26 protein-coding genes and 3 tRNA genes are annotated in these 22,398 nt (G+C 51.9%); 17 read left to right on the top strand and 12 right to left on the bottom strand.

Translation table 11 applies throughout. From position 1 onward, the window contains the following. Nucleotides 1-232: 232 nt before the first annotated feature. Nucleotides 233-1,219 (bottom strand): hypothetical protein, encoded by a 987-nt coding sequence (locus tag NP596_RS11675; protein ID WP_256615538.1) that lies wholly within the window; start codon nt 1,217-1,219, stop codon nt 233-235. A gap of 426 nt (nt 1,220-1,645) precedes the next feature. Between NP596_RS11675 and NP596_RS11670 the strand changes: the two genes are divergently transcribed. The 5 genes from NP596_RS11670 to NP596_RS11650 are packed head-to-tail and all read left to right on the top strand — an operon-like array spanning nt 1,646 to nt 3,873. After that, complete coding sequence (locus NP596_RS11670) at nt 1,646-1,939, top strand: flagellar transcriptional regulator FlhD (RefSeq protein ID WP_256615537.1); 294 nt, start codon at nt 1,646-1,648, stop codon at nt 1,937-1,939. After that, nucleotides 1,920-2,513 (top strand): FlhC family transcriptional regulator, encoded by a 594-nt coding sequence (locus NP596_RS11665; protein ID WP_256615536.1) that lies wholly within the window; start codon nt 1,920-1,922, stop codon nt 2,511-2,513. The genes NP596_RS11670 and NP596_RS11665 overlap by 20 nt, the downstream gene beginning before the upstream one ends. Before the next feature lie 50 nt (nt 2,514-2,563). Beyond that, nucleotides 2,564-3,157, top strand: a complete 594-nt coding sequence (locus NP596_RS11660; RefSeq protein ID WP_256615535.1) for an STAS-like domain-containing protein — start codon at nt 2,564-2,566, stop codon at nt 3,155-3,157. 11 nt (nt 3,158-3,168) lie between these two features. Next, on the top strand, nt 3,169-3,636 hold the full coding sequence (locus NP596_RS11655; RefSeq protein WP_020482889.1) for a FlhC family transcriptional regulator: 468 nt from the start codon (nt 3,169-3,171) through the stop codon (nt 3,634-3,636). Nucleotides 3,637-3,648: 12 nt separating this feature from the next. Beyond that, nucleotides 3,649-3,873 (top strand): helix-turn-helix transcriptional regulator, encoded by a 225-nt coding sequence (locus tag NP596_RS11650; protein WP_020482890.1) that lies wholly within the window; start codon nt 3,649-3,651, stop codon nt 3,871-3,873. A 162-nt stretch (nt 3,874-4,035) separates the two neighbouring features. Here NP596_RS11650 and NP596_RS11645 read toward each other — a convergent pair. The 4 genes from NP596_RS11645 to csrA all read right to left on the bottom strand — a co-directional run bounded on the left by NP596_RS11645 (nt 4,036) and on the right by csrA (nt 4,568). Beyond that, a tRNA-Asn gene (locus NP596_RS11645) sits at nt 4,036-4,111 on the bottom strand. A gap of 25 nt (nt 4,112-4,136) precedes the next feature. Next, nucleotides 4,137-4,213: transfer RNA gene (locus NP596_RS11640), tRNA-Arg, on the bottom strand. Nucleotides 4,214-4,276: 63 nt separating this feature from the next. Continuing rightward, nucleotides 4,277-4,367, bottom strand: a tRNA-Ser gene (locus NP596_RS11635). 9 nt (nt 4,368-4,376) lie between these two features. Beyond that, nucleotides 4,377-4,568 carry a carbon storage regulator CsrA gene (csrA, locus tag NP596_RS11630; RefSeq protein WP_256602647.1) on the bottom strand — a complete coding sequence of 64 codons (192 nt, stop codon included), beginning with the start codon at nt 4,566-4,568 and terminating at the stop codon, nt 4,377-4,379. A gap of 160 nt (nt 4,569-4,728) precedes the next feature. Here csrA and ylqF point away from each other — a divergent pair, with 160 nt between their 5' ends. Then, nucleotides 4,729-5,634, top strand: coding sequence for a ribosome biogenesis GTPase YlqF (gene ylqF, locus NP596_RS11625; RefSeq protein ID WP_256615534.1), 906 nt, complete (start codon nt 4,729-4,731; stop codon nt 5,632-5,634). Here the strand turns inward: ylqF and nadA are convergent, their stop codons facing one another. The 4 genes from nadA to NP596_RS11605 all read right to left on the bottom strand — a co-directional run bounded on the left by nadA (nt 5,635) and on the right by NP596_RS11605 (nt 9,605). Further along, on the bottom strand, nt 5,635-6,732 hold the full coding sequence (gene nadA / locus NP596_RS11620) for a quinolinate synthase NadA (RefSeq protein ID WP_256615533.1): 1,098 nt from the start codon (nt 6,730-6,732) through the stop codon (nt 5,635-5,637). Nucleotides 6,733-6,793: 61 nt separating this feature from the next. Then, a complete protein-coding gene (locus tag NP596_RS11615; RefSeq protein ID WP_256615532.1) occupies nt 6,794-7,324 on the bottom strand; it encodes a DUF2780 domain-containing protein in 531 nt (176 codons plus the stop codon). A 142-nt stretch (nt 7,325-7,466) separates the two neighbouring features. Continuing rightward, complete coding sequence (aspS, locus tag NP596_RS11610; protein ID WP_256615531.1) at nt 7,467-9,257, bottom strand: aspartate--tRNA ligase; 1,791 nt, start codon at nt 9,255-9,257, stop codon at nt 7,467-7,469. Nucleotides 9,258-9,335: 78 nt separating this feature from the next. Then, nucleotides 9,336-9,605 carry an FmdB family zinc ribbon protein gene (locus tag NP596_RS11605; protein ID WP_256615530.1) on the bottom strand — a complete coding sequence of 90 codons (270 nt, stop codon included), beginning with the start codon at nt 9,603-9,605 and terminating at the stop codon, nt 9,336-9,338. A gap of 78 nt (nt 9,606-9,683) precedes the next feature. On the opposite strand from NP596_RS11605, the gene pyrC reads away from it, so the two are divergent. The 6 genes from pyrC (at nt 9,684) to NP596_RS11575 (ending at nt 14,938) form a co-directional block, all read left to right on the top strand. After that, nucleotides 9,684-10,763 (top strand): dihydroorotase, encoded by a 1,080-nt coding sequence (pyrC, locus tag NP596_RS11600; protein WP_256615529.1) that lies wholly within the window; start codon nt 9,684-9,686, stop codon nt 10,761-10,763. 263 nt (nt 10,764-11,026) lie between these two features. Further along, nucleotides 11,027-12,604: an ArnT family glycosyltransferase gene (locus NP596_RS11595; RefSeq protein ID WP_256615528.1), complete on the top strand. Its 1,578-nt coding sequence runs from the start codon at nt 11,027-11,029 to the stop codon at nt 12,602-12,604. Nucleotides 12,605-12,678: 74 nt separating this feature from the next. Continuing rightward, on the top strand, nt 12,679-13,407 hold the full coding sequence (locus NP596_RS11590; protein ID WP_256615527.1) for a glycosyltransferase family 2 protein: 729 nt from the start codon (nt 12,679-12,681) through the stop codon (nt 13,405-13,407). Beyond that, nucleotides 13,397-13,681, top strand: coding sequence for a lipid-A-disaccharide synthase N-terminal domain-containing protein (locus NP596_RS11585; RefSeq protein WP_256615526.1), 285 nt, complete (start codon nt 13,397-13,399; stop codon nt 13,679-13,681). Before NP596_RS11590 ends, NP596_RS11585 begins: the two co-directional genes overlap by 11 nt. Before the next feature lie 325 nt (nt 13,682-14,006). Further along, nucleotides 14,007-14,402, top strand: coding sequence for a DUF4124 domain-containing protein (locus NP596_RS11580; protein WP_256615525.1), 396 nt, complete (start codon nt 14,007-14,009; stop codon nt 14,400-14,402). Between the two features lie 74 nt (nt 14,403-14,476). Further along, on the top strand, nt 14,477-14,938 hold the full coding sequence (locus NP596_RS11575) for a DUF4124 domain-containing protein (protein WP_256615524.1): 462 nt from the start codon (nt 14,477-14,479) through the stop codon (nt 14,936-14,938). A gap of 52 nt (nt 14,939-14,990) precedes the next feature. Here the strand turns inward: NP596_RS11575 and argH are convergent, their stop codons facing one another. Further along, nucleotides 14,991-16,382, bottom strand: a complete 1,392-nt coding sequence (gene argH / locus NP596_RS11570; RefSeq protein ID WP_256615523.1) for an argininosuccinate lyase — start codon at nt 16,380-16,382, stop codon at nt 14,991-14,993. 198 nt (nt 16,383-16,580) lie between these two features. Between argH and argA the strand changes: the two genes are divergently transcribed. Beyond that, nucleotides 16,581-17,897, top strand: coding sequence for an amino-acid N-acetyltransferase (gene argA / locus NP596_RS11565; protein WP_256615519.1), 1,317 nt, complete (start codon nt 16,581-16,583; stop codon nt 17,895-17,897). A 2-nt stretch (nt 17,898-17,899) separates the two neighbouring features. Next, entirely contained in the window at nt 17,900-18,691 is a 792-nt protein-coding gene (locus NP596_RS11560; RefSeq protein ID WP_256615517.1) for a phosphodiesterase, read from the top strand. Here NP596_RS11560 and NP596_RS11555 read toward each other — a convergent pair. Beyond that, entirely contained in the window at nt 18,688-19,212 is a 525-nt protein-coding gene (locus NP596_RS11555; protein WP_256615516.1) for an RNA pyrophosphohydrolase, read from the bottom strand. The two genes, NP596_RS11560 and NP596_RS11555, sit on opposite strands and share 4 nt — an antisense overlap. 150 nt (nt 19,213-19,362) lie before the next feature. Between NP596_RS11555 and NP596_RS11550 the strand changes: the two genes are divergently transcribed. Further along, entirely contained in the window at nt 19,363-20,016 is a 654-nt protein-coding gene (locus tag NP596_RS11550; RefSeq protein ID WP_256615515.1) for a histidinol-phosphatase, read from the top strand. 82 nt (nt 20,017-20,098) lie between these two features. Here NP596_RS11550 and NP596_RS11545 read toward each other — a convergent pair whose 3' ends face one another. Beyond that, nucleotides 20,099-20,329, bottom strand: a complete 231-nt coding sequence (locus NP596_RS11545; protein WP_256615510.1) for a sulfurtransferase TusA family protein — start codon at nt 20,327-20,329, stop codon at nt 20,099-20,101. A 74-nt stretch (nt 20,330-20,403) separates the two neighbouring features. Between NP596_RS11545 and cysG the strand changes: the two genes are divergently transcribed. Further along, on the top strand, nt 20,404-21,807 hold the full coding sequence (gene cysG / locus NP596_RS11540; RefSeq protein WP_256615539.1) for a siroheme synthase CysG: 1,404 nt from the start codon (nt 20,404-20,406) through the stop codon (nt 21,805-21,807). A gap of 193 nt (nt 21,808-22,000) precedes the next feature. After that, a complete protein-coding gene (locus tag NP596_RS11535) occupies nt 22,001-22,336 on the top strand; it encodes a c-type cytochrome (RefSeq protein WP_256615509.1) in 336 nt (111 codons plus the stop codon). Nucleotides 22,337-22,398 lie beyond the last annotated feature (62 nt).

Here is a 22,398-nt window from a genome sequence, read left to right as displayed (position 1 = left end):
ACATCTTGATCGTAAAAAAGACATTTTGAAAGGCATTCCATATCAGCATTCGTTCCTTATCTGATGATTAAGACTGGATTCCGGTTTATAGGTCATTTATTAGAACTCCGATAAGAAATCAAACAGTTTGTAAACCAAAGGACTTATTTGGCTGTCCGCATTCTTATGTAAAGCAGACTAATGAAAATAATATCGGTTGTCGCGTTTGGGTCGTTGTTGCACTTTCAAAAAATTAACGATCAACCAGTAGTCGCCCGCAACGCGTGATTCGATCGAAACTAAACACATGCTCTCTCGGGCTTTCGTAGCAACGTCCCACCAATCTTCGTCTGTAATCCGGCTCGCCTTTTTCGAGATAAATGGTGGCGCCACAAATTGGGCATGCCGCCGAATACCGAACTAACCGAATCACTCTTAAATCTCCGTCTCGAAGCAGTTCGAACTGCGCAGACTGTTCATGAAAATTTGTGAATAGTTCATGGGCTACGACGATTCGATCATCCAACAATAATATCCAAGGCTTGATAATAGTGACCCAGGAACCATAGGGAATCGCGAAAATACTGACCAGTAATGTCAAACCTTGCGTTGTCACCGGCCTGGGAACGGATAACGAAAGCCATCCAGCATAAGCAATTAACACCGCGAACCCAGCTATGATTGCTAGCCAACCCAATATACCCCAGACATGCCATTGTCTTAATTCAATTTGTCCATGCCGAAATAACCAACTCGCGATCCAACTGGGTTTGACTTCACCCAGTTCAGTCATTTGATAGTCGGCTTTCAACTCGGCTGCATTGCTACCGTCTACCCGAACCTCCTCGATAGCTTGATCTTCTTCCATGATCTCTGGAAGCAGCTCGGCTTTGATATAGAACGTCGTGAGTCGCCCCGGACCTCCCTTTGTGCTTTTACGGTCGGGTTTTGGATAACAAGACAACCCACGTTTACGGGCAAACTCTAGGATTTGCGGCTCTCGGGTTTCGCAATATTTCCTCAATGAACCCGGCCAGTCGATCCATTTTTTAGGTTCGGCACTTTCTAAAGTTTCACCAACAGCGGCGACGATTTCTTCGGCTGTGAACCGTCGCTTCGACTCATCGAAATCCGCCTTCTTTAACGATTCCTGGGCTAACGCACGCAATATGCGGTGGCCTTTTTCATCGCTTGGCTCGCTATCCAACCAATCGATCAAGCATTGAATTACCCCACGCATAAACCACCCCAAACCAGGTAACCGGTAGTTGCGGTCTGGTTAGCGAATAGCCGATTCATAACAATGTCCTCCATAACAATTCAAGGTTTGGGTAATACCGAAATGATTTTTAACTATTTGAATTTAGTTGGCGTACCTGAAAAAGCACATTCCGCAACAGCAAGCAACGCTGGAAGCCGGAGCGAGAGCAGAGGAGTATCGAAATCATTAAATGGATTCATGTACACGTTTCGCGTTTCCGCATTCATCTGGCGGTCAAGTTCCGAGAAAAGAACGTTACGACCATTAATCAATAACAGCTGCAATGAAGAGCCATCAAGGCTTCCAGAGGTTTGTGACCCAAAACAGGTCACCTTGCGAACGGGACTTTTCTGCTTTGACCTCCTAGCATACCGACAACAGCCATTAATCAACTAAGAGGCGTCTATGTCAACACTGGATGAAGATCTTGCCCGGTTAAATTTCGAATATCTCATGCTAGCCCGGGAATGCGCCCGTAGCAACCCGGCAGAAACAGCATGGCGATTTGGCTTGGATAAAAACCGTATAGAAAAACTGGCGGACATGACACTGGAACACCTTCGAGATCAAGCTGAAAGTAGCCGAGCGGTTATTCAACTGTTGCCGGTCTTCGTTCCAAGTGGCGTCTCCATGAGCACCTACGTGGATTTACTTCAACCCTTCATTCCGGAGCGGACCGATGAAAACAGTGCGATTTAAAAAGGCATCGAATTTTGCCAACCACTTGGTTTTAGCTGAGCAATTGATCCAGTTTGGCGCTCGCCCTCCTATTGTGAGTCAACTTTGTCGATTGTCTCGGCAGCAGAGTATCGACTTGTATAAATCAGTAAAAGGATGCCCGCCCAAACAAGGCATGCTTCCTCATGATCACCAATGGGTTATTCAGTCCACCTGCCGTAATATTCACGCGTCGCTATTTTTAGGCATTCTCGATGATATTCGGCGGCGATTATCAATTCAGCAATCTTCAGCACAGGTATTGGTTGACGCCTATAGCATTTATAAAAACATCGCATCAAACATATTCATCGAGCCTAAAGGAATATCTCTTGGAGCAAAACAGTTCTCGTTAGACATAAACAGAGCATGGTCTTTAATCAGCATGCTCTTGGCCGGCGATTTGATATTCACTGTTTGCGCATGTTGCAGAGCACGCTTTCTCAGCATGATTCACCCTAATGCAACCTTTAGCCAGTGCCCAATCTGCACTGTTTGGACTGATCGTTCGGGACGACGACGCTGGGTTTCTGCAAAGTCCAAAAAACCGATTTGATTACATCACTCAGCCTGGAGACCATCCATACGCTACTAAGGAGAAGTCGCATGCATATTGCTGTCATTACAGCCACTGAATCCCAAATACCTCAGCCCGTTCATGGCAAAAATCTGGCTCGGCTCGCACGCGAGTGCTTTGCCAATCAGCAGATATTGACCATTGATTTTAAGGACGTCAAGACAATTACCCAGGGATTTTTTCAGGAATTATTTTTTCCTTTGATTACTGAGTTTGGCGCCGATTATTTGAAATCGAAACTTATAGTCATTAACTTGAGTGACACCAATAAAATCCAAATGCAATCTGCATTCAAAAGCTTGGACGACTATTTCGATAAACTTTCAACGATCAATCACCAAGGCTGCGACGAAGAGATTTACACGATGAATCAAACTTGGTTGTTCAAGGCCAGAGAAATCGCGCGGGAAAATCCAGTATTGACAGAGTTAGTGCTGGGGATAATGGATGACACCATGCGAACAGCACTCTGTCATTTGTCCTTGGAGGACATTCAGTTCATCGCTCGCTCCAATTGGCTTTGCTTCACTCCTCGGTTTTCCAGTCAGTTCCTGATGAACATAAATAAGGAACAACCGCCGATAGTGGAGGCCATGCTCGGTTTAACCGGTTCTATATGCTGAGAGGGTGGTCTATGCTGAAAAAATATCAACAGCAAACGTTAGCCATTGAATTGCTGAAACGCCATGCCAGGGTGAAAATCGTGCATCAAGTGACCGGCATTCCCATCAAGCCATTAAGGCAAACCTATCGACAATTGCATGGTCGTTCTCCTACCCCAGGTTCAATCAAGTTTTCAACACGAGGGTTGACTGGAAGTAGACGCAAATATAAAGACGTTACGCTGTTTGCGGTTTGCTATCGGGTGGCCGCGAGTAAGTTGGCCGATGATCAAATTCAAGCAGTGATAACCGCCTTTGATGCCTATAAACATTCCTACCCATTCGGAAACCTTGATTTTTCAGCGGCATGGGTTGTGTCTGAGGACATCAAGGATAAAAAAGTGCAGGTCTCAATATGTCCACATTGTCGTGCTTGGGTTCTGTTAAATGCAAGAGAAGACCTGGTTGAACGATGCGGCGTATGTAACAACTATTTGTAATCAGGTTATCCAGTGAATATTGAATCCGAGCAAAATTCGACGGCAAAAGAAAAGGAATTCCTGAAAATTAACGACATGGTTGAAAAATTGGGCGTGACTCGGACCCAATTTTGGCGAATGAGGAAGGCAGGTGAGGTTCCTCCACCGGTAATTCGAAATCCACAAATGTGGCTTGCAAGCCAAATTAAAGAATTTTATGAAAGGAGGGTAAAAAAAGAAGATGTCGGAACACTTTGATGCTTTACAACTGCATTCAAACCTTATTTGTCGTTTGGTGCCGTATATTTTTCGATCAAACACGAAATTTTTTTCGGATTTGAGTGAAAAACAAAGTGACCATAAAAGTGACCACGCAATAAAAAAGGGCTTGGACATTTCTGCCTAAGCCCTTGATTTATTTGGCTCCCCCGGACGGGCTCGAACCGCCGACCTAGTGATTAACAGTCACCCGCTCTACCGACTGAGCTACAGGGGATTAATATTTTATTATTGTCAAATAATGGCGCGCCCGGAGAGATTCGAACTCCCGACCGCTCGGTTCGTAGCCGAGTACTCTATCCAGCTGAGCTACGGGCGCCTGTTTGAGCCGCTTATTATGGTTATTTATACTGCTTAAGTCAACTACTTTTTTACTACTTTATGGCGGAGAGAGAGGGATTCGAACCCTCGATGCGCTTTTGGCACATACTCCCTTAGCAGGGGAGCGCCTTCGGCCTCTCGGCCATCTCTCCAAAACTTGTTTAAATCTCCGAGGATTTCGATTCAGATTGCTCTTTTTTAATCCTCTCGTAAATTTCTTCTCTGTGAACAGAAACATCCTTCGGAGCATTGACGCCGATCCGAACTTGATTCCCTTTAACGCCGAGAACGGTGACAGTGACTTCATCACCGATCATCAAGGTCTCCCCCACTCTACGAGTCAAGATAAGCATACCATCTCCCTACATGTCCAAAGCACTTTGTTTCTAAAACAAACTGAGCTGACAATTTTATTATCTTTTATACAAAAAGGAAAGTTTATTTGGCTTTTGCCCATAAAATTTAAAACTTCCATCCTGTAGAATGGCATTTATTACAAAATGAGAACTCACAATGTTAATTCAGTGGTACCCGGGCCATATGCATAAGGCCAGTAAAGAAATAAAAGAGACTTTGCCGAATATCGATTTACTGATCGAAATACTCGACGCCCGCATCCCGTTCAGCAGCCAAAACCCCATGCTGGCACAACTGCGCGGCGACAAACCCACTATTCGCGTGCTCAGCAAAACCGATCTGGCCGACCCGGAACTAACCCGGCAATGGCAAGCCCATTTGGAACTCGAGCAAGGCGTAAAAACCCTGGCCGTCACCACCCAACACCCCGACAAAATCAGACAAATCATCGATCTGTGCGGCAAGATGCTGCCGGAAAAAACCGAAGCCAACAAAGTGATCCGCACCATGATCATGGGCATTCCCAATGTCGGCAAATCCACCATTATTAACGTGCTTGCGGGCCGCACGATCGCCAAAACCGGCAACGAACCGGCGGTGACCAAGATGCAGCAACGCATCAACTTGCAAAACAACATCGTATTGTCCGACACGCCCGGCGTGCTATGGCCCAATGTGGAAAACCGCAACAGCGGCTATCGCTTGGCCGTGACCGGCGCGATCAAAGACACCGCGTTTCAGCATGACGACATTGCATTGTTTGCACTCGACTACTTACTCAAGGCTTATCCGAACTTATTGCAAACACGCTATCAGCTCGCCGATTTACCCACAGATGCAACAAACACATTGCAAGCGATCGGCCAAAAAAGAGGCTGTTTGCGCGCGGGCCGGCAAGTTGACCAGGACAAAGCCGCGAAGCTGTTTTTGACCGAACTAAGGGCCGGAACTTTGGGCCCGATTAGCCTGGAAACACCGGAAATGGTTGCGGCCGAAATGGTGGAGTTGGCCGCAATACGAGAAGAAAAGGCGGCTAAAAAAGCCGCCAGAAAGCGCAGATAATCAGGACGCCAGCAGCATGTTATCCAGGGACTTTTTCGCCAGCGCTGCCTGATCGGCGGGTACGGACACCCGATTCACCACATGGCCGGCCGCCAAATTTTCCAGTACCCAGACCAGATGTTGCGGATCGGTACGAAACATGGTGGAACACATGCTCAGTGTCGGCGCCATGAAATGTACCTGTTTGCCCTGAGCTTGGCATTCCTGATTCAACCGGTTGACCAGATTCAATTCTGTCGCCACCAGCCAGCGGGTATTGGGCTCCGCCTCGCGGACGATTTTCAAAATCATCTCGGTGGAACCGATAAAATCGGATTTCTGACACACTTCGAAACAGGCTTCCGGGTGCGAAATGACGATGGTTTCCGGATACTTTTCCTTAAAGCTGTCTATTTGCTCGGCTTGAAAAGCCTGATGCACCGAACAATAACCCTTCCATAAAATGATTTTGGCGTCGCGTATCTGTTGCTCGGTCAAGCCGCCTTGTGGTTTGTTGAAGTCCCAGGTCACCATCTGTTCCAACGAAATGCCCATGCGGTAGCCGGTATTGCGGCCCAAGTGCTGATCCGGGAAAAACAACACCTTCTCGCGCTTGGCAAAACTCCAGTTCAGAATTTTTTCGGCATTGGATGAGGTACACACGATACCGTCATGCTGACCGCAAAATGCTTTCAAATCGGCGGCCGAGTTGATATACGTCACCGGCGTGACCGTATTTTCGACATCGATGATTTGCGCCAATTCGTCCCAGCACTGCTGGACTTTAACCTTGTTCGCCATATCGGCCATCGAACAGCCGGCGGCCATGTCGGGCAAAATCGCAATCTGCTCCGGGCGAGACAAGATGTCGGCCACTTCGGCCATGAAATGCACGCCGCAGAACACGATGTATTCGGCCTCCGACTGCGCCGCTTCGCGGGACAGCTTCAAGGAATCGCCGAAGATATCGGCGTGCTTGAACACTTCGTCGCGCTGATAATGATGCCCCAGCACAATGCAACGCTTGCCAAGCTTAGCTTTCGCGGCCGCGATGCGCGCATCGCACTCGGCATCGTCCAGCAGGGCATAATCATGAATGGGTAAAGCGGAAGAAGTCATATTTAAACCTAAAACAAATAAAACGCACGATTCGCACCGTAAAATCTGGCCGGCAGCGCGCTCAATATAAGGCGCCTTGCAACAAACTCATCATGGCGGGACCGCTTTGGCCTTGCACATATTGCAATACCACCGGCACAAACCGGCCGATCATGCTGGTATTCATGCCCAGACTCTGGAACGAACCCGACAAGGCGGCCAGATTCCCCAGTCCACCGGCTTGGTCGCCCATCGAATCGGCGGCAGAGCCTAATAACACCCTGGAGGAGGATGGCCGCGGCACAGCCGATAGATATTGATTCATACCCGGCACGCTACCGCTCAGTTGTGTAAAATCGCCCGGATTCATACGCTGCTGGGCCAGTGAAAAGATAGATCCCACCCCACCCATGGCCTGCTGCGAGTTAACCCCCAGTTGATTGACCAAAACATTCACCAAGTCCATTTCCGAAGATGCCGCCGCGGCCTGTTGAACCGCCGGCGCTTGCTGCCCACTCCAGGCCCAATTCTGACTGGTTTGTTGCTGTGCGGGCGCACACCCGGCCGCTAAAATCACCGCGCCGGCCAGCGTGGAAGACATTACATATTTCATAGCGACTACCCCTAAAAAAACCAAACTATTAAAATGGCGCCGACACAAAACAGGGCAGCCGAATCAAATCATGCAATGCATGCTGAAAATGTATGCCCTCTGATCGGGGGACGCTTGTCGGCAACGTCCCCGATCGCTTGCATCAGTCCTGCTTTTCTTCCTTGCCGGCCGGTTTACGCAAGCGGATACCCAGCTCTTTCAATTGCTCGTCGCTGACCAACGCCGGAGCATTGAACAACGGACATGCTGCCGTTTGAGTTTTCGGAAAGGCAATCACGTCCCGAATCGAAGCAGCGCCGGTCATCAGCATCACCAACCTATCCAGGCCGAAGGCGATACCGCCGTGCGGCGGCGCCCCGTATTTCAAGGCATCCAACAGGAAGCCGAATTTTTCCCGCGCTTCATCGTGGCCGATACCCAAAATGGCAAATACGATTTGCTGCATCTCGGTGCGGTTGATCCGGATGGAGCCGCCGCCGACTTCGGTACCGTTCAGAACTAAATCATAGGCTCGCGACAAGGCACGGCCCGGATCGGCTTTCAACTCTTCCACCGAACAACTTGGCGCGGTAAACGGATGGTGAATCGCGGTATAGCGCTGCGCCTTGTCGTCCCAGGCGAACATAGGAAAATCGACCACCCACAACGGCTTCCAGTCGCCGGTCAGTAAATTGCGATCCAGACCCAATTTGACCCGCAACGCGCCCATGGCTTCGTTGACGACATCGGCTTTGTCGGCCCCGAAGAAAATCAGGTCGCCGTTTTGAGCACCAGCTTTGGCCATGACTTTGGCCCAGACGTCCTCGGGGGCGAATTTGACGATAGGCGATTGCAAACCTTCCACGCCCGCCGCCAAATCGTTGACTTTGATATAGGCCAAACCTTTGGCGCCGTAGATACCGACGAATTTAGTCAACTCGTCGATCACGCTGCGGCTCATTTCGCCGCCGTCGGGTACGCGCATCGCCACCACCCGGCCATGCGGGTCGTTGGCAGGACCAGAGAACACTTTAAAATCCACTTCGCGCATTTCATCGGCAATGTCGACCAACTCCAGCGGAATCCGCAAATCCGGGCGATCGGAACCGTAGCGGCGCATGGCTTCGGCATAACTCATCACAGGAAACTTATCGCCCAAATCGACATTGATAATGTCCTTGAACAGGCGGCGTATCATTTCTTCCATGATCGCCATAATTTCCCGCTCGTTCATGAACGAGGTTTCGATGTCCAACTGGGTAAATTCGGGCTGGCGGTCCGCGCGCAAGTCTTCGTCGCGGAAGCAGCGCACAACCTGGTAATAGCGCTCCATGCCGGCCACCATCAACAGCTGTTTATACAACTGCGGCGACTGCGGCAAGGCAAAAAAGCAATTCGGGTGGGTCCGGCTAGGCACGATGTAATCGCGCGCGCCTTCCGGCGTCGCCTTGGTCAAATACGGCGTTTCGATTTCGAAAAACTCGTTGTCATCCAAGTATTGGCGCAAATGCCGAGTCACATCGCGCCGAACCTTCATGCGTTGTTGCATCACGGTGCGGCGCAGATCGATATAACGGAAACGCAAGCGGGTTTCTTCGTTAACTTCGATCTCGCTCTCCAATGGAAACGGCGGCGTTTCCGATTCGTTCAGCACTTCGATATGCTTACCCAGCACTTCGATTTGCCCAGTGGCCATATTGGCATTATGGGTACCCTCCGGACGGTCGCGCACCACGCCTTCTATGCGCAATACGTATTCGCTGCGAACACTTTCGGCTATGGCAAAACTATCAGACAAGTCGGGGTCGAACACCACTTGCACCAGACCGGCACGGTCGCGCAAGTCGATAAAGATGACACCGCCATGGTCGCGGCGGCGGTGTACCCAGCCGCACAAGGCGACGGTTTGACCAAGATGATGGGTGTTCAGTTCTCCACACTTGTGGCTACGCATAGTTGTTCTCGGATTTATCAAATATAAGATGAAAGGACGGCGGACCGCCGGCAGCGGACCGCCTTTTACGGACAAGACTTAGTGGCAGGCGCAACCGGTTCCGCAACCGCCGCCGGAGGAACTGCCGCCGGTGCCGGAATTCTCGCCGGCAACATTTTTCTTATTGCCGCTTTTAAAATCGGTTTCATACCAGCCACTGCCTTTAAGACGGAAGCCGGCTGCGGAAATTTTCTTTTTCAATTCCGCTTCATTACAGGCCGGACAAATCAGCAACGGGTCGGCGCCAAGTTTTTGCAAGGCTTCGTGCTCATGACCGCAGGCATTGCATTGATATTCGTAAATGGGCATAGCGACTCCAAAAAAATCAAAAACAGGTTGTGTATAGGGCTGACGCTTGAATTTTTCAAGGTCCGTGATGTTAGAATTATGCCTATTTTAATCGAAATCAGCGTAAAAATGGACAAATTGACAGACCGATTGACAATCGCGCAACCCGACGACTGGCATTTGCATGTGCGTACCGGGTCGATATTGCACACGGTGATTGCCCATACCGCCAAGCAATTCGGCCGAGCCATTATCATGCCGAACCTTAAGCCCCCGGTAACTACCGTGCCGCAGGCCTTGGCTTATAGAGACGAGATTCTGGCCGCATTGCCGAAAGACTCATCATTCGAACCGCTAATGACGCTGTACTTGACTGGCAATACCAGCCCGGAAGACGTTAAAAAGGCGGCCGAAGCGGAGCATATCCATGCCTTCAAATTGTATCCGGCCGGTGCCACCACCAATTCCGACGCCGGGGTTGCCAACTTAGCAGACGCCTACCCGATTTTCGCCGCCATGGAAAAACTCTCGGTACCGTTACTGATTCATGGCGAAGTCACGAATCCCGAATACGACATCTTCGACCGGGAAAAAATTTTTATCGATACTCAATTGAGCAGCATCACTCGGGAATTCCCCGATCTGCGTATTGTTGTGGAGCATCTGACCACGCAAGAAGCGGTACAGTTCGTCGAATCCGCCGGCAGCAATGTCGGAGCCACCATTACACCGCAACATTTGCTGTATAACCGCAACGCCATTCTGGCCGGCGGCCTTCGCCCGCACTTTTATTGCCTGCCTATCCTCAAGCGCGAACAGCATCGTCTCGCGTTGTTACAAGCGGCTATCAGCGGCAACCCTAAATTCTTTCTCGGTACCGACAGCGCTCCGCACCCGACCCATTTAAAGGAAAACGCCTGCGGTTGCGCCGGTTGTTATAGCGCCCACGCCGCATTGGAACTCTATGCCGAAGCATTCGAACAAGCCGGCGCGCTCGACAAACTGGAAGGCTTCGCCAGCTTCCATGGTGCGGATTTTTACGGCTTACCGAGAAACAGCCAAACCATCACCCTGGCAAAGCAAGCCTGGACGGTACCGAGCCACTACGGCGACGCCGATAACGCCATCACCCCATTAAAAGCCGGCGAAGAGTTATCTTGGCAACAAATCTCCAACTAGCCAAACCGGTGCATTTCAACCGCCCGCCGCGCATATCAACCAATACGCATTCCGATAGCCGGCCTCTGTTGCGCCATTTGAGTTTTTCCGGTTGAATCGGGGCGGTTGCAAGCCCTTCAATACCATAGCCCAACCGGCTCAAATCACCATCTAACCGACAAAAATCTTAATCCGGCACAAAATTAGCTTATTATTTATAACATTATGATGTCGATATTCGGCTGAACGAAACTCGGCTTCCTTTCATTTCTCATCCACCAACCATGCCCAAAGAGTTTGTTTATCGCTGGGGGATTTTCCCCCTTTGGCTGTTACTGACAACGACCATCTTTTTTCGCAACCCCATCCCCATCGATGAAACGCGCTACCTGAGCGTAGCCTGGGAAATGTGGTTGCGCGGCGATTTTCTAGTACCTTATTTGAACGGCCATACTTACAGCCACAAACCGCCGCTATTGTTTTGGCTGTTTGAAAGCGGCTGGGCAATCTTCGGCATTAACGAATGGTGGCCGCGCCTGGTCGGCCCGCTTTGCGCCCTGCTGAATTTGCTTTTGACACGCCTGCTAGCCGCCATGCTTTGGCCGGAGCAGCCCCGGACCGCGCTAAAAGCCCCGTGGATTTTAGCGGCCACCCTACTGTGGACCCTGTTCGCCAGCGCCACCATGTTCGACACCCTGCTCACCTGTTGCGTGCTGCTGAGCATGTTGGGATTAATCGAAGCCCTTAAGGTTAATCCGCTCAAAGGCTGGGGCCTTTTCAGCCTGGCAATAGGTTTAGGCTTATTGACCAAAGGCCCGGTGATTTTTCTGCATCTATTACCGACAGCCCTGCTGGCCTTGATTTGGGCTAAACCCGGCTATCCCATCAATAAATCCTGGTTCGCTTTTTTGGGGTTGGCTTTGTTGGCCGGTTGCGCTATCGCGCTAGCCTGGGCCCTGCCCGCCGCGGCGGCCGGCGGCAAGGAATACGCCAACGCCATTCTCTGGCATCAAACCGCTGACCGCACCCTCGGCACCAAGATTCATGCCCGCCCGTTTCCCTGGTATTTATACTTTTTACCTTTAGCGACCTTTCCCTGGATCGCCTGGCCGCGTTTGTGGCAAAACCTCAAACGCGCCGGCATTTCAGGCGACCTTGGTTTAAGATTCTGCCTGACTTGGTTTTTGACATCGTTGCTGTTGTTTTCCTTATTGCCCAGCAAGCAGCTGCATTACCTGCTGCCCATATTGCCGGCCTTTGCCTTAATCTGCGCCCGTTTACTCGATCGGCCGCAGCACCAATACGGCTTATCCGCCGAATTGGTGCCGGCCCTCCTGATCGGTTTAACCGGCCTGTTTCTGGCCGCGCTGCCGCGGATGCCTGGCTTGGCAAAGCTAAACTGGGTAAAACAGGTGGAACCTTATTGGGGCTTAAGCGTTATGGCGATTGCCGTGATCCTGGCGGCTTTTGTGCTGTATACGCGCCGGCTTTCGGTCTATGCCTTATCCAGCGCCGTTGTCGCGGCGATTTTTATCGGCTTTATCTTTTTCTTTCAATACGTCGGCCTGCAATACAACCTCAGGCCCGCCGCCGCAATGCTGAAACAGTTTAACGACCAACAAATACCCACCGCCTTCGTGGGCGATTATCAGGGCCAGCTACATTTTCTGGGCCGGCTCACGCAACCCTTAGAGGTCATAGAGCGCGAACAAACCGCCGACTGGGCCGGACGGCACCCGAACGGGTATCTGATTTTCCTGGAAAAAACCAAACCGCGGCAGGCTTATTACATCCAGCCGCACCGGGAATATTGGTTATTCTTCAAGACAGCCGCCGAGGCTTTAGCTTCCGGCCCGGCATAAGCCTAAGAAATGGACCGGGTTTTAGTTTAAAATTCAGCCCCTTAAATATTTCCCCACTTTAAAATTATTGATACATGAAAATTTCGGTCGTGGTTCCGGTTCATAACGAAACGGATAATGTTGGAACCCTCATTGCGGAAATACATCGGGCCCTGCACGCTCAGGACGCTTACGAAATGTTATTTGTCGATGACGGCAGCACGGATGACACCCTGCTGAAATTAAAGGACGCCATGCAAACTTATTCAAGTTTACGGGTACTACAACATCAAAACAGTTGCGGGCAAAGCAGGGCCATTCACAGCGGCGTCATGGCGGCCCAATACGACTGGATTGCCACGCTGGACGGCGACGGCCAAAACGATCCGGCCGATATTCCCAATTTGATTAAGGCCTTGAGCGAACGGAATACAGACAAGCTCTGGATGCTGGCCGGTTTTAGGCATCAGCGCCATGACACCGGCTGGCGGCGGTTTTCGTCGAAATTCGCCAACGCTATCCGACAAGCCTTCCTGCACGATCAAACCCCCGACTCCGGTTGCGGCTTAAAACTGTTTCGCCGGGATAAATTTTTAGCCTTACCCTATTTCGACCATATTCACCGCTTCATGCCGGCCATGATACGCATGGCAGGCGGCGAGGTAATTTCGGTCAAGGTCAATCACCGCGCCAGAAGCCACGGCCAATCCAAATACGGTACCCTGGACAGATTGACAGCCGGCGTCGTCGACTTACTGGGCGTCATCTGGCTGAAAAAACGCCACAGCCTGCCCATGGTCAGCGAGGTGCGGCATGGACAGTAACACCGTTTGGTTAATCATAGGCTTCGTCGGGCAAGCTTTATTCTCCGCTCGTTTCCTGGTTCAGTGGCTGGCCAGCGAGCGGCAAAAGAAGAGCGTGATCCCGGTGATGTTCTGGTATTTCAGCATCCTGGGCGGCTCCACCTTACTGATTTACTCGATCCACAAGCAAGATCCGGTTTTCATTGCCGGCCAGGCTGGCGGCTTGTTGATTTACGCCCGCAACCTGTATTTCGTGATCAGACACACCAATCGGCAGCAAACAGCCTCCGACTAAATCACCGATTTATCCTCGATCCGTGGGTATTGCCGCATCGGAGGCGGGAAAGCGCCCGGGCGGCAATACACACAATTGACAGCTATTATTAAATACGCTAAACACCGATGCTTGATCCGCCTTGCGCGGCCCAATAGCCTAGCCATTGGGACAACGGCAGCCAGGGCCGCCGGTATGATTCGCTGCACGAATGCGCGCGGACATCATGTATTACGCCGAAAGCAATAATCGGGCGGGTCCTTATTTTCATGGCCCGAGGACGATGAAATCTTCTCGGCAATCGTTAGGCCATGTCATTTACAGCTACTGATGGAGGATAACCGCCATGCGCATAATGTCCGTTTTATGTTTAATGCTGATGTCGGCCACCGCCCATGCCGAAGTCTTTAAGTGCATGGAAAAGTTCGGTAAAGCCGTCTATCAATCCCGCCCTTGTACGGACACATCCAAAGAGCAACAATTAGATATCAAAACAACGCCCGACCCCGCCCAAGAGGCGGCGGCAAAAGCCAAGCTGGAAGCCGTTCAGGCAGAATATCAAGCGCAAAAAACCAGCGCGGCGGAAAGACAGACCAAACAAAACCAGGAAGCCGCCGCAATCGAGAGCGCGCGTAGAAGTGCGTTACTCCAGCAACAGCAGGCGGAAGCCCAGCAAAAACAGGCCGAGGCGCTGGAAAGGCAAAACCGCTTCCTGTTTCGCCCGCTCAACGTGCTGCGCTAACCGCGCAACGGTGTAATTGCCGCCGCGGTCGGCTATACTTTGGCCAACAAACCTTCCGGCTGGAGATAATCACGATGCGCGGGCTGTTTTTTTTGTTGTTATGTTCGGCATCGGCACAAGTAAACGCCGAGGTATTCAAATGCATCGAAAAATCCGGTAAAACCGTTTACCAAGCCAGCCCTTGTAAAGCCGCGGTTAAAGAGCAACAACTGGACATTAAATCCGACCCGGCCAAGGACGAGGCGGCGAAAGCCAAATTGAAAGCCATTCAAAATGAATACGACACCCGAAAAGCCGCCCAAGAAAAAGCCGATAAGGATCGCGCGGAACAGCAAAGGGCCGCGGCTGCTTTAGAGTTTGCCCGCCGTAGCGCGATTGCCCAACAGGAACAGGCCCAGGCCCAGCAAAGGCAGGCCGAGGCACTGGAACGGCAAAATCGAGTTAATGTCCGCCCAGGTTTCTATCTCCCCCCAAGCGGCCCTGGTTATCCAGCTACGCCAGGTTTACTGCCTAGGGGAAATCGGCTTAATCCCTAACCTCCGGCCGCCCAACCTTACACAGCGGCGGAAACGGCCGCTTCGCCCACCGTTAAGCGCCGACTTGCCCGCGCGCCGCCGCAATGGCTTTCCTGACCTGCTCGGGCGCGGTGCCGCCGATGTGGTTGCGCGATGCTACCGAGCCTTCCAGTTTCAAAATATCGAACACCTCGGCGCCGATGCTTGACGAAAAACCTTGTAATTCATTCAACGTCAACTCGGACAAATCCCGCCCGCTTTCCAGCCCCAAACGTACCGCCAACCCGACCACTTCGTGGGCATCGCGGAAGGCCATGCCTTTACGCACCAGATAATCGGCCAGATCGGTGGCGGTGGCGAAGCCGCGCTTGGCCGAGTTGTACATATTCTCCCGCTTGGCTTTGACATGCGGCATCATGTCGGCAAAGGCGCGCAGGCAGTTGATCAGCGTGTCGGCGGTATCGAACAAGGGTTCCTTATCTTCCTGGTTGTCCTTGTTGTAGGCCAAGGGCTGGCTTTTCATCAGCATCAGCAACGACATCAAATGTCCGGCCACCCGCCCGGACTTTCCGCGCACCAATTCCGGCACGTCCGGATTTTTCTTTTGCGGCATGATGGAAGAACCGGTGCAGAACGCATCGGGTATATCGATAAAATCGAACTGCGCGCTGGCCCACAACACCAGTTCCTCGGAAAAACGCGACAAGTGCATCATGATCAAACTGCCCGCTGCCGCAAATTCAATCGCAAAATCCCGGTCGCTGACCGAATCCAGCGAATTGTTCGACGGCCGGAAAAACCCGAGCAATTCCGCCGTCATATGCCGGTCTATCGGGTAACTGGTGCCGGCCAATGCCGCCGCGCCCAACGGCATGACGTTGATACGCTTCAGGCAATCCCGCAGCCTTTCCCGGTCCCGGCACAGCATTTCGAACCAAGCCATCAAGTGGTGACCGAAGGTAACCGGCTGCGCCACTTGCAAATGGGTAAAACCCGGCATGATGGTATCGGCCTCCTGCTCGGCCTTGTCCAGCAAAGCGGTTTGCAAGCGTTCGAGTTGGACCAAAATGGCCGCAATATCGTCGCGCAAATACAGGCGGATGTCGGTCGCCACCTGATCGTTGCGGGAACGTCCGGTGTGCAGCTTTTTGCCGGCGATGCCGATCAAATCGGTCAGGCGGGCTTCGATGTTCATGTGCACATCTTCCTGCTTGATGGACCAGACGAATTCGCCGCGTTCGATCTCGCCGCCGATTTGCGCCAATCCGCGTTGAATATCCGCCAATTCCTGCTCGGTCAAGATGCCGATTTTGCACAGCATGGCCGCATGCGCCAAGGACCCCCGAATATCCTGCCGCGCCATGCGCTGGTCGAATCCGACCGAAGCCGTAAATTCCTCGACAAAGGCGTCGGTGGCTTCGGCAAAACGAGCGCTGGAAAGTTTTTCGGTATTAACAGTGGTCATGGCAAGTCAAAAATTAGAAAAATAAACCTGAATTATACCGTTGCCGAGCCGATTCATAGCCTTTATTAAGCAATTATCAACCACAAAACGCCGCGTCGGCCCGGCAATAACGGCTAATGGCCGCTACGCTGGACTTTCACTAGCCAGCTGTCTAACATGCTCGGCGGCACAACCGCCCTATTCGACATCGACACATACATGCAACAGCCTACCGCCTTCGTCAATTGGTTCAGAAATTCGTCGCCGTATATTCATGCCCACCGCAACCGTACCTTTGTGATTTTTTTTAGCGGCGCCGCTGTTACCGAGCCGGAATTCGACAATCTGATCCATGATTTTGCCTTGCTGAAAAGCCTGGGGGTCAGATTGGTATTGGTGCATGGCATCCGCCAGCAAATCGACGAGCGTTTGTTGCAACAAGGCGATACGCCGAAGTTTCATCATCATTTGCGCATTACCGACGCACCCACCCTGCAATACGTCAAGCAGGCGGCGGGCTTGGTGCGGGTGGAAATTGAAGCCTTGTTGTCGATGGGCGTGTCCGGTTCGCCGATGGCGGGCGCCAAAATCCGGGTCGCCTCGGGCAATTTCGTCACCGCCAAACCGCTGGGCGTACTGGATGGCATCGATTATTGCTATACTGGCAAAGTCCGCCGTATCGATGCCCAAGCCATTCACCAGCAACTGGACCAACATAATGTGGTGCTGATTTCGCCCATCGGCTATTCGCCCAGCGGGGAGGTATTCAACCTGTCCGCCGAAGAAGTCGCCACCGAAGTGGCGATTGCGCTGCGCGCCGAGAAACTGATCCTGCTCACCGACCAGGCCTGCCTGTCGCCGGAAGACAACAGCCCGATTCAACAACTCACCGCCGACCAAGCCCTGGCCTTGCTTGCGGCCGTCCCCGAACTGCCCGAGGCTGTGGCGCGATCTTTAAACGCCGCCGTCCAGAGTTGCCGGCAAGGCGTCGGGCGCGCCCATTTGATTAACCGCCATTTGGACGGCGCCTTGCTGCTGGAATTATTCACCCGCGACGGCATAGGTACCTTGATCAGCTCGACGGAATTCGAGACCATACGCCCCGCCACGCTGGACGACATCGGCGGCATCATGGAATTGATCAAACCGCTGGAACAGCAAGGCATTTTAGTGAAACGCTCGCGGGAAAAACTGGAAATGGAAATCAACGATTACATCGTCATCGAACGGGACGGTCTGATCATCGGCTGCACGGCGTTTCATATCATGGCGGACAACCAAAATGCGGAAATTGCCTGTCTGGCTGTACACGGCGACTACCAGAAGGGCGCCCGCGGCAACCGCTTATTGAGTTATCTGACGCAGAACGCGGAAAAACGCGGCATCCAGCGCTTGTATGTGCGCTCCACCCAAACCGTGCATTGGTTCGTCGAACGCGGCTTTACCCCTTGCGAAATTCGGGATTTACCGGAGCCGATGAAAAGCGCCTATAACTATGCCCGCAATTCGAAAGTATTATTCAAGGAAGTCGGCTGATCATGGCGGCATTGAAACTTTTGCAACTCAGCGATCTGCATGTCACGCCGCATGCCGGCGAATTAATGCTGGGGATCGATACCGAAGCTTTTTTTCAGCAAACCTTAAAACACGCCGTCGACCGGCATGGTCCTTTCGATTTAATCCTACTGACAGGCGATTTAGCGCAAGACCCTTGCGCCGATAGCTATCGGCGCATCTGCCGGCACTTGAGTTCGTACAACACGCGCTGCCTGTGTTTACCCGGCAACCACGACGATTTCGGTTTGATGCAAACGCATTTGCATACCGGAAACATCGGTTGCGATAAACAGCTGGTTTTGGACGGCTGGCTGATCCTGATGTTGAACAGCCAGAAAATAGACAGCCCTATTGGCGTATTGGCTGACGATGAATTGGCTTTTTTGGCTCGGACACTGGAATCCCACGCCGGCCTGCCGACTCTGATTGCGGTTCATCACCATTGCATTGCCAGCGGTTCATCCTGGATGGATACCATGCGGATTCAGAATAGCGCCGCTTTTTTGGCGTTGATAAAAAAGCATCCGCAAGTGAAAGCAGTCACCTGCGGACACGTGCACCAGACCTTTACCAAGCATGAGGGGCAAATCGCCCTATTTGCCGCGCCCGCCAGCTGCTTTCAGTTTACCCCGCATTCCAGCGAATTCAGTATCGACGACACCCCGCCCGGCTACCGGGTGTTCCGGCTTTACGGCGATGGGCGCTTGCAATCGGAGGTATTCCGTCTACCGATTAAGATGACCGACTTAGACCGCAACGCCCGCGAATATTAACTTTCCTGGCATCCGGACAGATAACCGGCGGCATCGACCTGCACATCGTCCGCCATCAGTAATGAGCCCAACTCGTCCATGGCCTTGCGGTAAACCCGCCGCTTGAAATAGACCACATCCTGCAGCGGGTACCAATATTCCACCCATTTGAAATTATCGAATTCCTGCTTATGCCCGCAATCGAACCGCACCATGGATTCGTCGCCGAGCAATCTCAACATAAACCAAATCTGTTTCTGGCCTATGCATAACGGCAGCGAATTCTTGCGTATATAGCGCTCCGGCAGCTTGTAGCGCAACCAGTAACGGGTCCGCCCCAATAACTGCACATGCTCCGCCCGCAAGCCTGTTTCTTCCCACAATTCCCGATACATCGCGGTTTCCGGATCTTCGTCGAAATCGATTCCGCCTTGCGGAAACTGCCACGAATTGGCGCCCTTGCGCTTTGCCCAGAACACACGACCCTCGTCATTGCAAAGGATAATGCCGACATTGGGCCGGTATCCTTTCGAGTCTATCATGTAAAAACCTGTATTATTTGCCGCCCGCGGTATCGACTGAATGCTAAAATCGCACTCGGGCGGAACATTAAAATGAATGGCGCAATTGTTCCACAAATAAGCGGCGGAAGCCATAAGCCGCTTGGTTTTATTTAATTTGACAGGTTTAGCGTGAGTTTAGCGATTTTTGATTTGGATAATACCCTGATTGCCGACGACAGCGATTTTCTTTGGGGGCAGTTTTTAGTCGACCGGGGCATTGTGGACAAAGACTATTACGAAGCGGCCAACGCCAAATTTTACGAAGATTACAAACTGGGCAATCTGGACATCGTCGAATTTTTGGGGTTTTCCCTGGCGCCGTTGGCCGCCCACGATCCCGAACAATTGTATCAATGGCGGGACGAGTTTATTGAAACCCTGATCAAACCCATTACATTGGCGGCAGCCCACGACCTTGTCGAGCAGCATCGCGCGGCTGGCGACACCTTGCTGGTCATCACCGCCACCAACCGCTTCGTGACCGAGCCTATCGTCAAGCTATACGGCATCGATAATTTGCTGGCCACCACCCCGGAGTTTAAAGACGGACGTTATACCGGCAACTTTATCGACACCCCTTGTTTTCAGGCCGGCAAGGTCAAGCAACTGCGGGATTGGCTATCCACGTCTGCGTTAAACCTGGACGGCAGCTGTTTTTACAGCGATTCGCATAATGATTTACCCTTGCTGGAATTGGTCGAAAGGCCGGTGGCGGTCGACCCGGACGATAAATTACGCGCCGCAGCGGAACAAGCCGGCTGGCCCATTATCAGCCTGAGGTAGGATTGAGGCTCAAGGTAAAGGGTTCAATATCCAAAACAGCGCTCGCCTTGAACCTTGAACCTTATTTAATATTGAATCGCTGTTATTTTTTCTGTATAAAGAAAATCTGCTTATCCGCCTCTTTCAGAATTTTCAACGGAATATGTCCGGCTTGGTCGATGTAAACGCCAAAATCCAGGTGAGCGGCGGGATCGGTGGCAATCACCTTAACCACGGCCCCGCTTTCGATTTCCATAATGGCTTTTTTTAGGCGCAGCAAGGGTAACGGACATTGCAATCCACTGGCATCAACTTCAAAATCAAATTCGATCATTTTTTGCTTACTCACAATTTCGGATACACGTTTTCATCATAACACCAACCCCAGCCTTGGAAAATCGAGCAACGATGGATTACTTCCCGCTTTTTATCAAACTCAAAAACCAGCCCTGCCTGGTGGTCGGCGCCGGCGAAATCGCCGCGCGTAAAATCGAACTATTGGGCCGCACCGGCGCTAGAATCACCGTGGTTGCCGAACAGTTTGGAGAAAGCGTCCTGTCGATGCAGCACACCCTTAATCTGGTTCTACTGCAAAAAAGCTTTAGTCCGGACGACGTGACCGGGATGCGCCTGGTAGTTTCAGCCACCAACCATAGATCAACCAACGAGTTGGTTGCCGCCAGCGCGGAAACCAACCACATTCCCGTCAACGTGGTCGACAACCCGGATCTGTGCAGTTTTATTTTCCCGGCTATCGTTGATCGCTCGCCCTTGATTGCGGCGATTTCCTCCGGCGGGGTTTCGCCGGTGCTGGCCAGAATTCTGCGCGCCAAAATAGAAAGCATGATTCCAGCCAGCTATAGCCGCTTGGCCCGGTTTGCCGAAGACTTTAGGGGATTGGTCAAGCAATCCATTCAAGAACCGGCCCGGCGGCGTATCTTTTGGGAAAACATGCTGCAAGGCCGAGTGGCGGAGCTAGTATTTGCAGATAACACCCAAGAGGCTGAACGGGTGCTCAAAGCAGGTCTACATCACGCCGAACAGCAACCCACTAAAGGCGAGGTCTATTTGATAGGCGCCGGCCCCGGCGATCCGGACCTGTTGACTTTCCGGGCCCTGCGCCTGCTGCAACAGGCCGACGTGGTGGTTTACGACCGCTTGGTGTCGGCCGGCATTCTGGAAATGGCGCGCCGGGATGCCGAAAGAATTTATGTGGGCAAACAGCGCAGCAACCACAGCCTGCCGCAGGAATCCATCAACGAATTGCTGGCCAATCTGGCCCTGTCCGGCAAACGCGTGGCCCGGCTGAAAGGCGGCGACCCCTTCATTTTCGGCCGCGGCGGCGAGGAAATCGAAACCCTAATGCAGCAAGGCATAGATTTTCAAGTCGTGCCCGGCATAACCGCTGCGGCGGGTTGCGCCAGCTATGCAGGCATTCCGCTGACCCACCGCGACCACGCCCAATCCTGCACCTTTGTGACCGGCCATTTAAAAGACGGCAGCATCAACCTGAATTGGCAACAACTGGCCGCGCCCAATCAAACCATAGTGATTTATATGGGCTTGGTCGGCCTGCGGAACATCTGCCAAGCGCTGATCGAAAACGGCTGCCCCGCCGACCATCCTATCGCTATCGTCCAGCAAGGCACTACGCCCAACCAGCGCGTACTGACCGGAACGCTACAAGACATGCCGCAACGGGTTCTGCATGAAGACATCAAGCCGCCCACGCTGATTATCGTCGGCACGGTAGTCTCGTTACATGAAAAACTGAACTGGTTTAAAACCGCTCAACCGCTCGATAATCAATAACACCGATTTCAGGCAGCTTTAAGCTTAAATCGAAACAATAGGCCCGCAAGCCAGTGAAATCATCCTGTTTTATTGAAAATCGATTGAATTTTTCTCTAAAATTCCCTATGCTTTCCAGACTTACTTCCATTGGCCCGTGGGTTAAAGAGAAAACGCACGGTCCTTTTTTTAATCACAACGAGAGAACATAATAATGAAAAAATCATTTGGTTTATTAGTAGGCGCGGCTCTGATTGCCATCAGCGGTCAAGTTGCCGCTAACGAAGCAGAAGAAATCGGCGCGAAAATTTACGAGCGCGCTTTCGGCCGTGGTTGCGGCGCTTGCCACGACATCGCTTCCAACCCACAACTGAAAGAATTGATCAAAGCCGGCAAACTGCCTAAAGATCAATTTGCAAACGTTCTGAAAAACGGTAAAAACGGCATGCCAAAAGCAACAGCCGCCATCATGGAAGTCGGTCCTGTCAAAAAAGCAGGCATGACCGAAGACCAAGCGATCGATGCCGTTTATTCTTACCTGAGCAAATAAGACCAAAACCGCAAAGCTAAAAAAAGCCGCCTCACGGTTTGTAAGGCGGCTTTTTTATGTCC

The sequence above is a fragment of the Methylomonas rivi genome (assembly GCF_024505165.1).
Lineage (GTDB): Bacteria > Pseudomonadota > Gammaproteobacteria > Methylococcales > Methylomonadaceae > Methylomonas > Methylomonas rivi.
This window is presented reverse-complemented; position numbering and strand designations above follow the sequence as displayed.

Excerpts from the sequence above, each read along its gene's own strand:
- NP596_RS11675 (WP_256615538.1), bottom strand. The coding sequence starts at position 1,219 with ATGCGTGGGGTAATTCAATGCTTGATCGATTGGTTGGATAGCGAGCCA.
- NP596_RS11670 (WP_256615537.1), top strand. The coding sequence starts at position 1,646 with ATGTCAACACTGGATGAAGATCTTGCCCGGTTAAATTTCGAATATCTC.
- NP596_RS11665 (WP_256615536.1), top strand. The coding sequence starts at position 1,920 with ATGAAAACAGTGCGATTTAAAAAGGCATCGAATTTTGCCAACCACTTG.
- NP596_RS11660 (WP_256615535.1), top strand. The coding sequence starts at position 2,564 with ATGCATATTGCTGTCATTACAGCCACTGAATCCCAAATACCTCAGCCC.
- NP596_RS11655 (WP_020482889.1), top strand. The coding sequence starts at position 3,169 with ATGCTGAAAAAATATCAACAGCAAACGTTAGCCATTGAATTGCTGAAA.
- csrA (WP_256602647.1), bottom strand. The coding sequence starts at position 4,568 with ATGCTTATCTTGACTCGTAGAGTGGGGGAGACCTTGATGATCGGTGAT.
- ylqF (WP_256615534.1), top strand. The coding sequence starts at position 4,729 with ATGTTAATTCAGTGGTACCCGGGCCATATGCATAAGGCCAGTAAAGAA.
- nadA (WP_256615533.1), bottom strand. The coding sequence starts at position 6,732 with ATGACTTCTTCCGCTTTACCCATTCATGATTATGCCCTGCTGGACGAT.
- NP596_RS11615 (WP_256615532.1), bottom strand. The coding sequence starts at position 7,324 with ATGAAATATGTAATGTCTTCCACGCTGGCCGGCGCGGTGATTTTAGCG.
- aspS (WP_256615531.1), bottom strand. The coding sequence starts at position 9,257 with ATGCGTAGCCACAAGTGTGGAGAACTGAACACCCATCATCTTGGTCAA.
- NP596_RS11605 (WP_256615530.1), bottom strand. The coding sequence starts at position 9,605 with ATGCCCATTTACGAATATCAATGCAATGCCTGCGGTCATGAGCACGAA.
- pyrC (WP_256615529.1), top strand. The coding sequence starts at position 9,684 with ATGCCTATTTTAATCGAAATCAGCGTAAAAATGGACAAATTGACAGAC.
- NP596_RS11595 (WP_256615528.1), top strand. The coding sequence starts at position 11,027 with ATGCCCAAAGAGTTTGTTTATCGCTGGGGGATTTTCCCCCTTTGGCTG.
- NP596_RS11590 (WP_256615527.1), top strand. The coding sequence starts at position 12,679 with ATGAAAATTTCGGTCGTGGTTCCGGTTCATAACGAAACGGATAATGTT.
- NP596_RS11585 (WP_256615526.1), top strand. The coding sequence starts at position 13,397 with ATGGACAGTAACACCGTTTGGTTAATCATAGGCTTCGTCGGGCAAGCT.
- NP596_RS11580 (WP_256615525.1), top strand. The coding sequence starts at position 14,007 with ATGCGCATAATGTCCGTTTTATGTTTAATGCTGATGTCGGCCACCGCC.
- NP596_RS11575 (WP_256615524.1), top strand. The coding sequence starts at position 14,477 with ATGCGCGGGCTGTTTTTTTTGTTGTTATGTTCGGCATCGGCACAAGTA.
- argH (WP_256615523.1), bottom strand. The coding sequence starts at position 16,382 with ATGACCACTGTTAATACCGAAAAACTTTCCAGCGCTCGTTTTGCCGAA.
- argA (WP_256615519.1), top strand. The coding sequence starts at position 16,581 with ATGCAACAGCCTACCGCCTTCGTCAATTGGTTCAGAAATTCGTCGCCG.
- NP596_RS11560 (WP_256615517.1), top strand. The coding sequence starts at position 17,900 with ATGGCGGCATTGAAACTTTTGCAACTCAGCGATCTGCATGTCACGCCG.
- NP596_RS11555 (WP_256615516.1), bottom strand. The coding sequence starts at position 19,212 with ATGATAGACTCGAAAGGATACCGGCCCAATGTCGGCATTATCCTTTGC.
- NP596_RS11545 (WP_256615510.1), bottom strand. The coding sequence starts at position 20,329 with ATGATCGAATTTGATTTTGAAGTTGATGCCAGTGGATTGCAATGTCCG.
- cysG (WP_256615539.1), top strand. The coding sequence starts at position 20,404 with ATGGATTACTTCCCGCTTTTTATCAAACTCAAAAACCAGCCCTGCCTG.
- NP596_RS11535 (WP_256615509.1), top strand. The coding sequence starts at position 22,001 with ATGAAAAAATCATTTGGTTTATTAGTAGGCGCGGCTCTGATTGCCATC.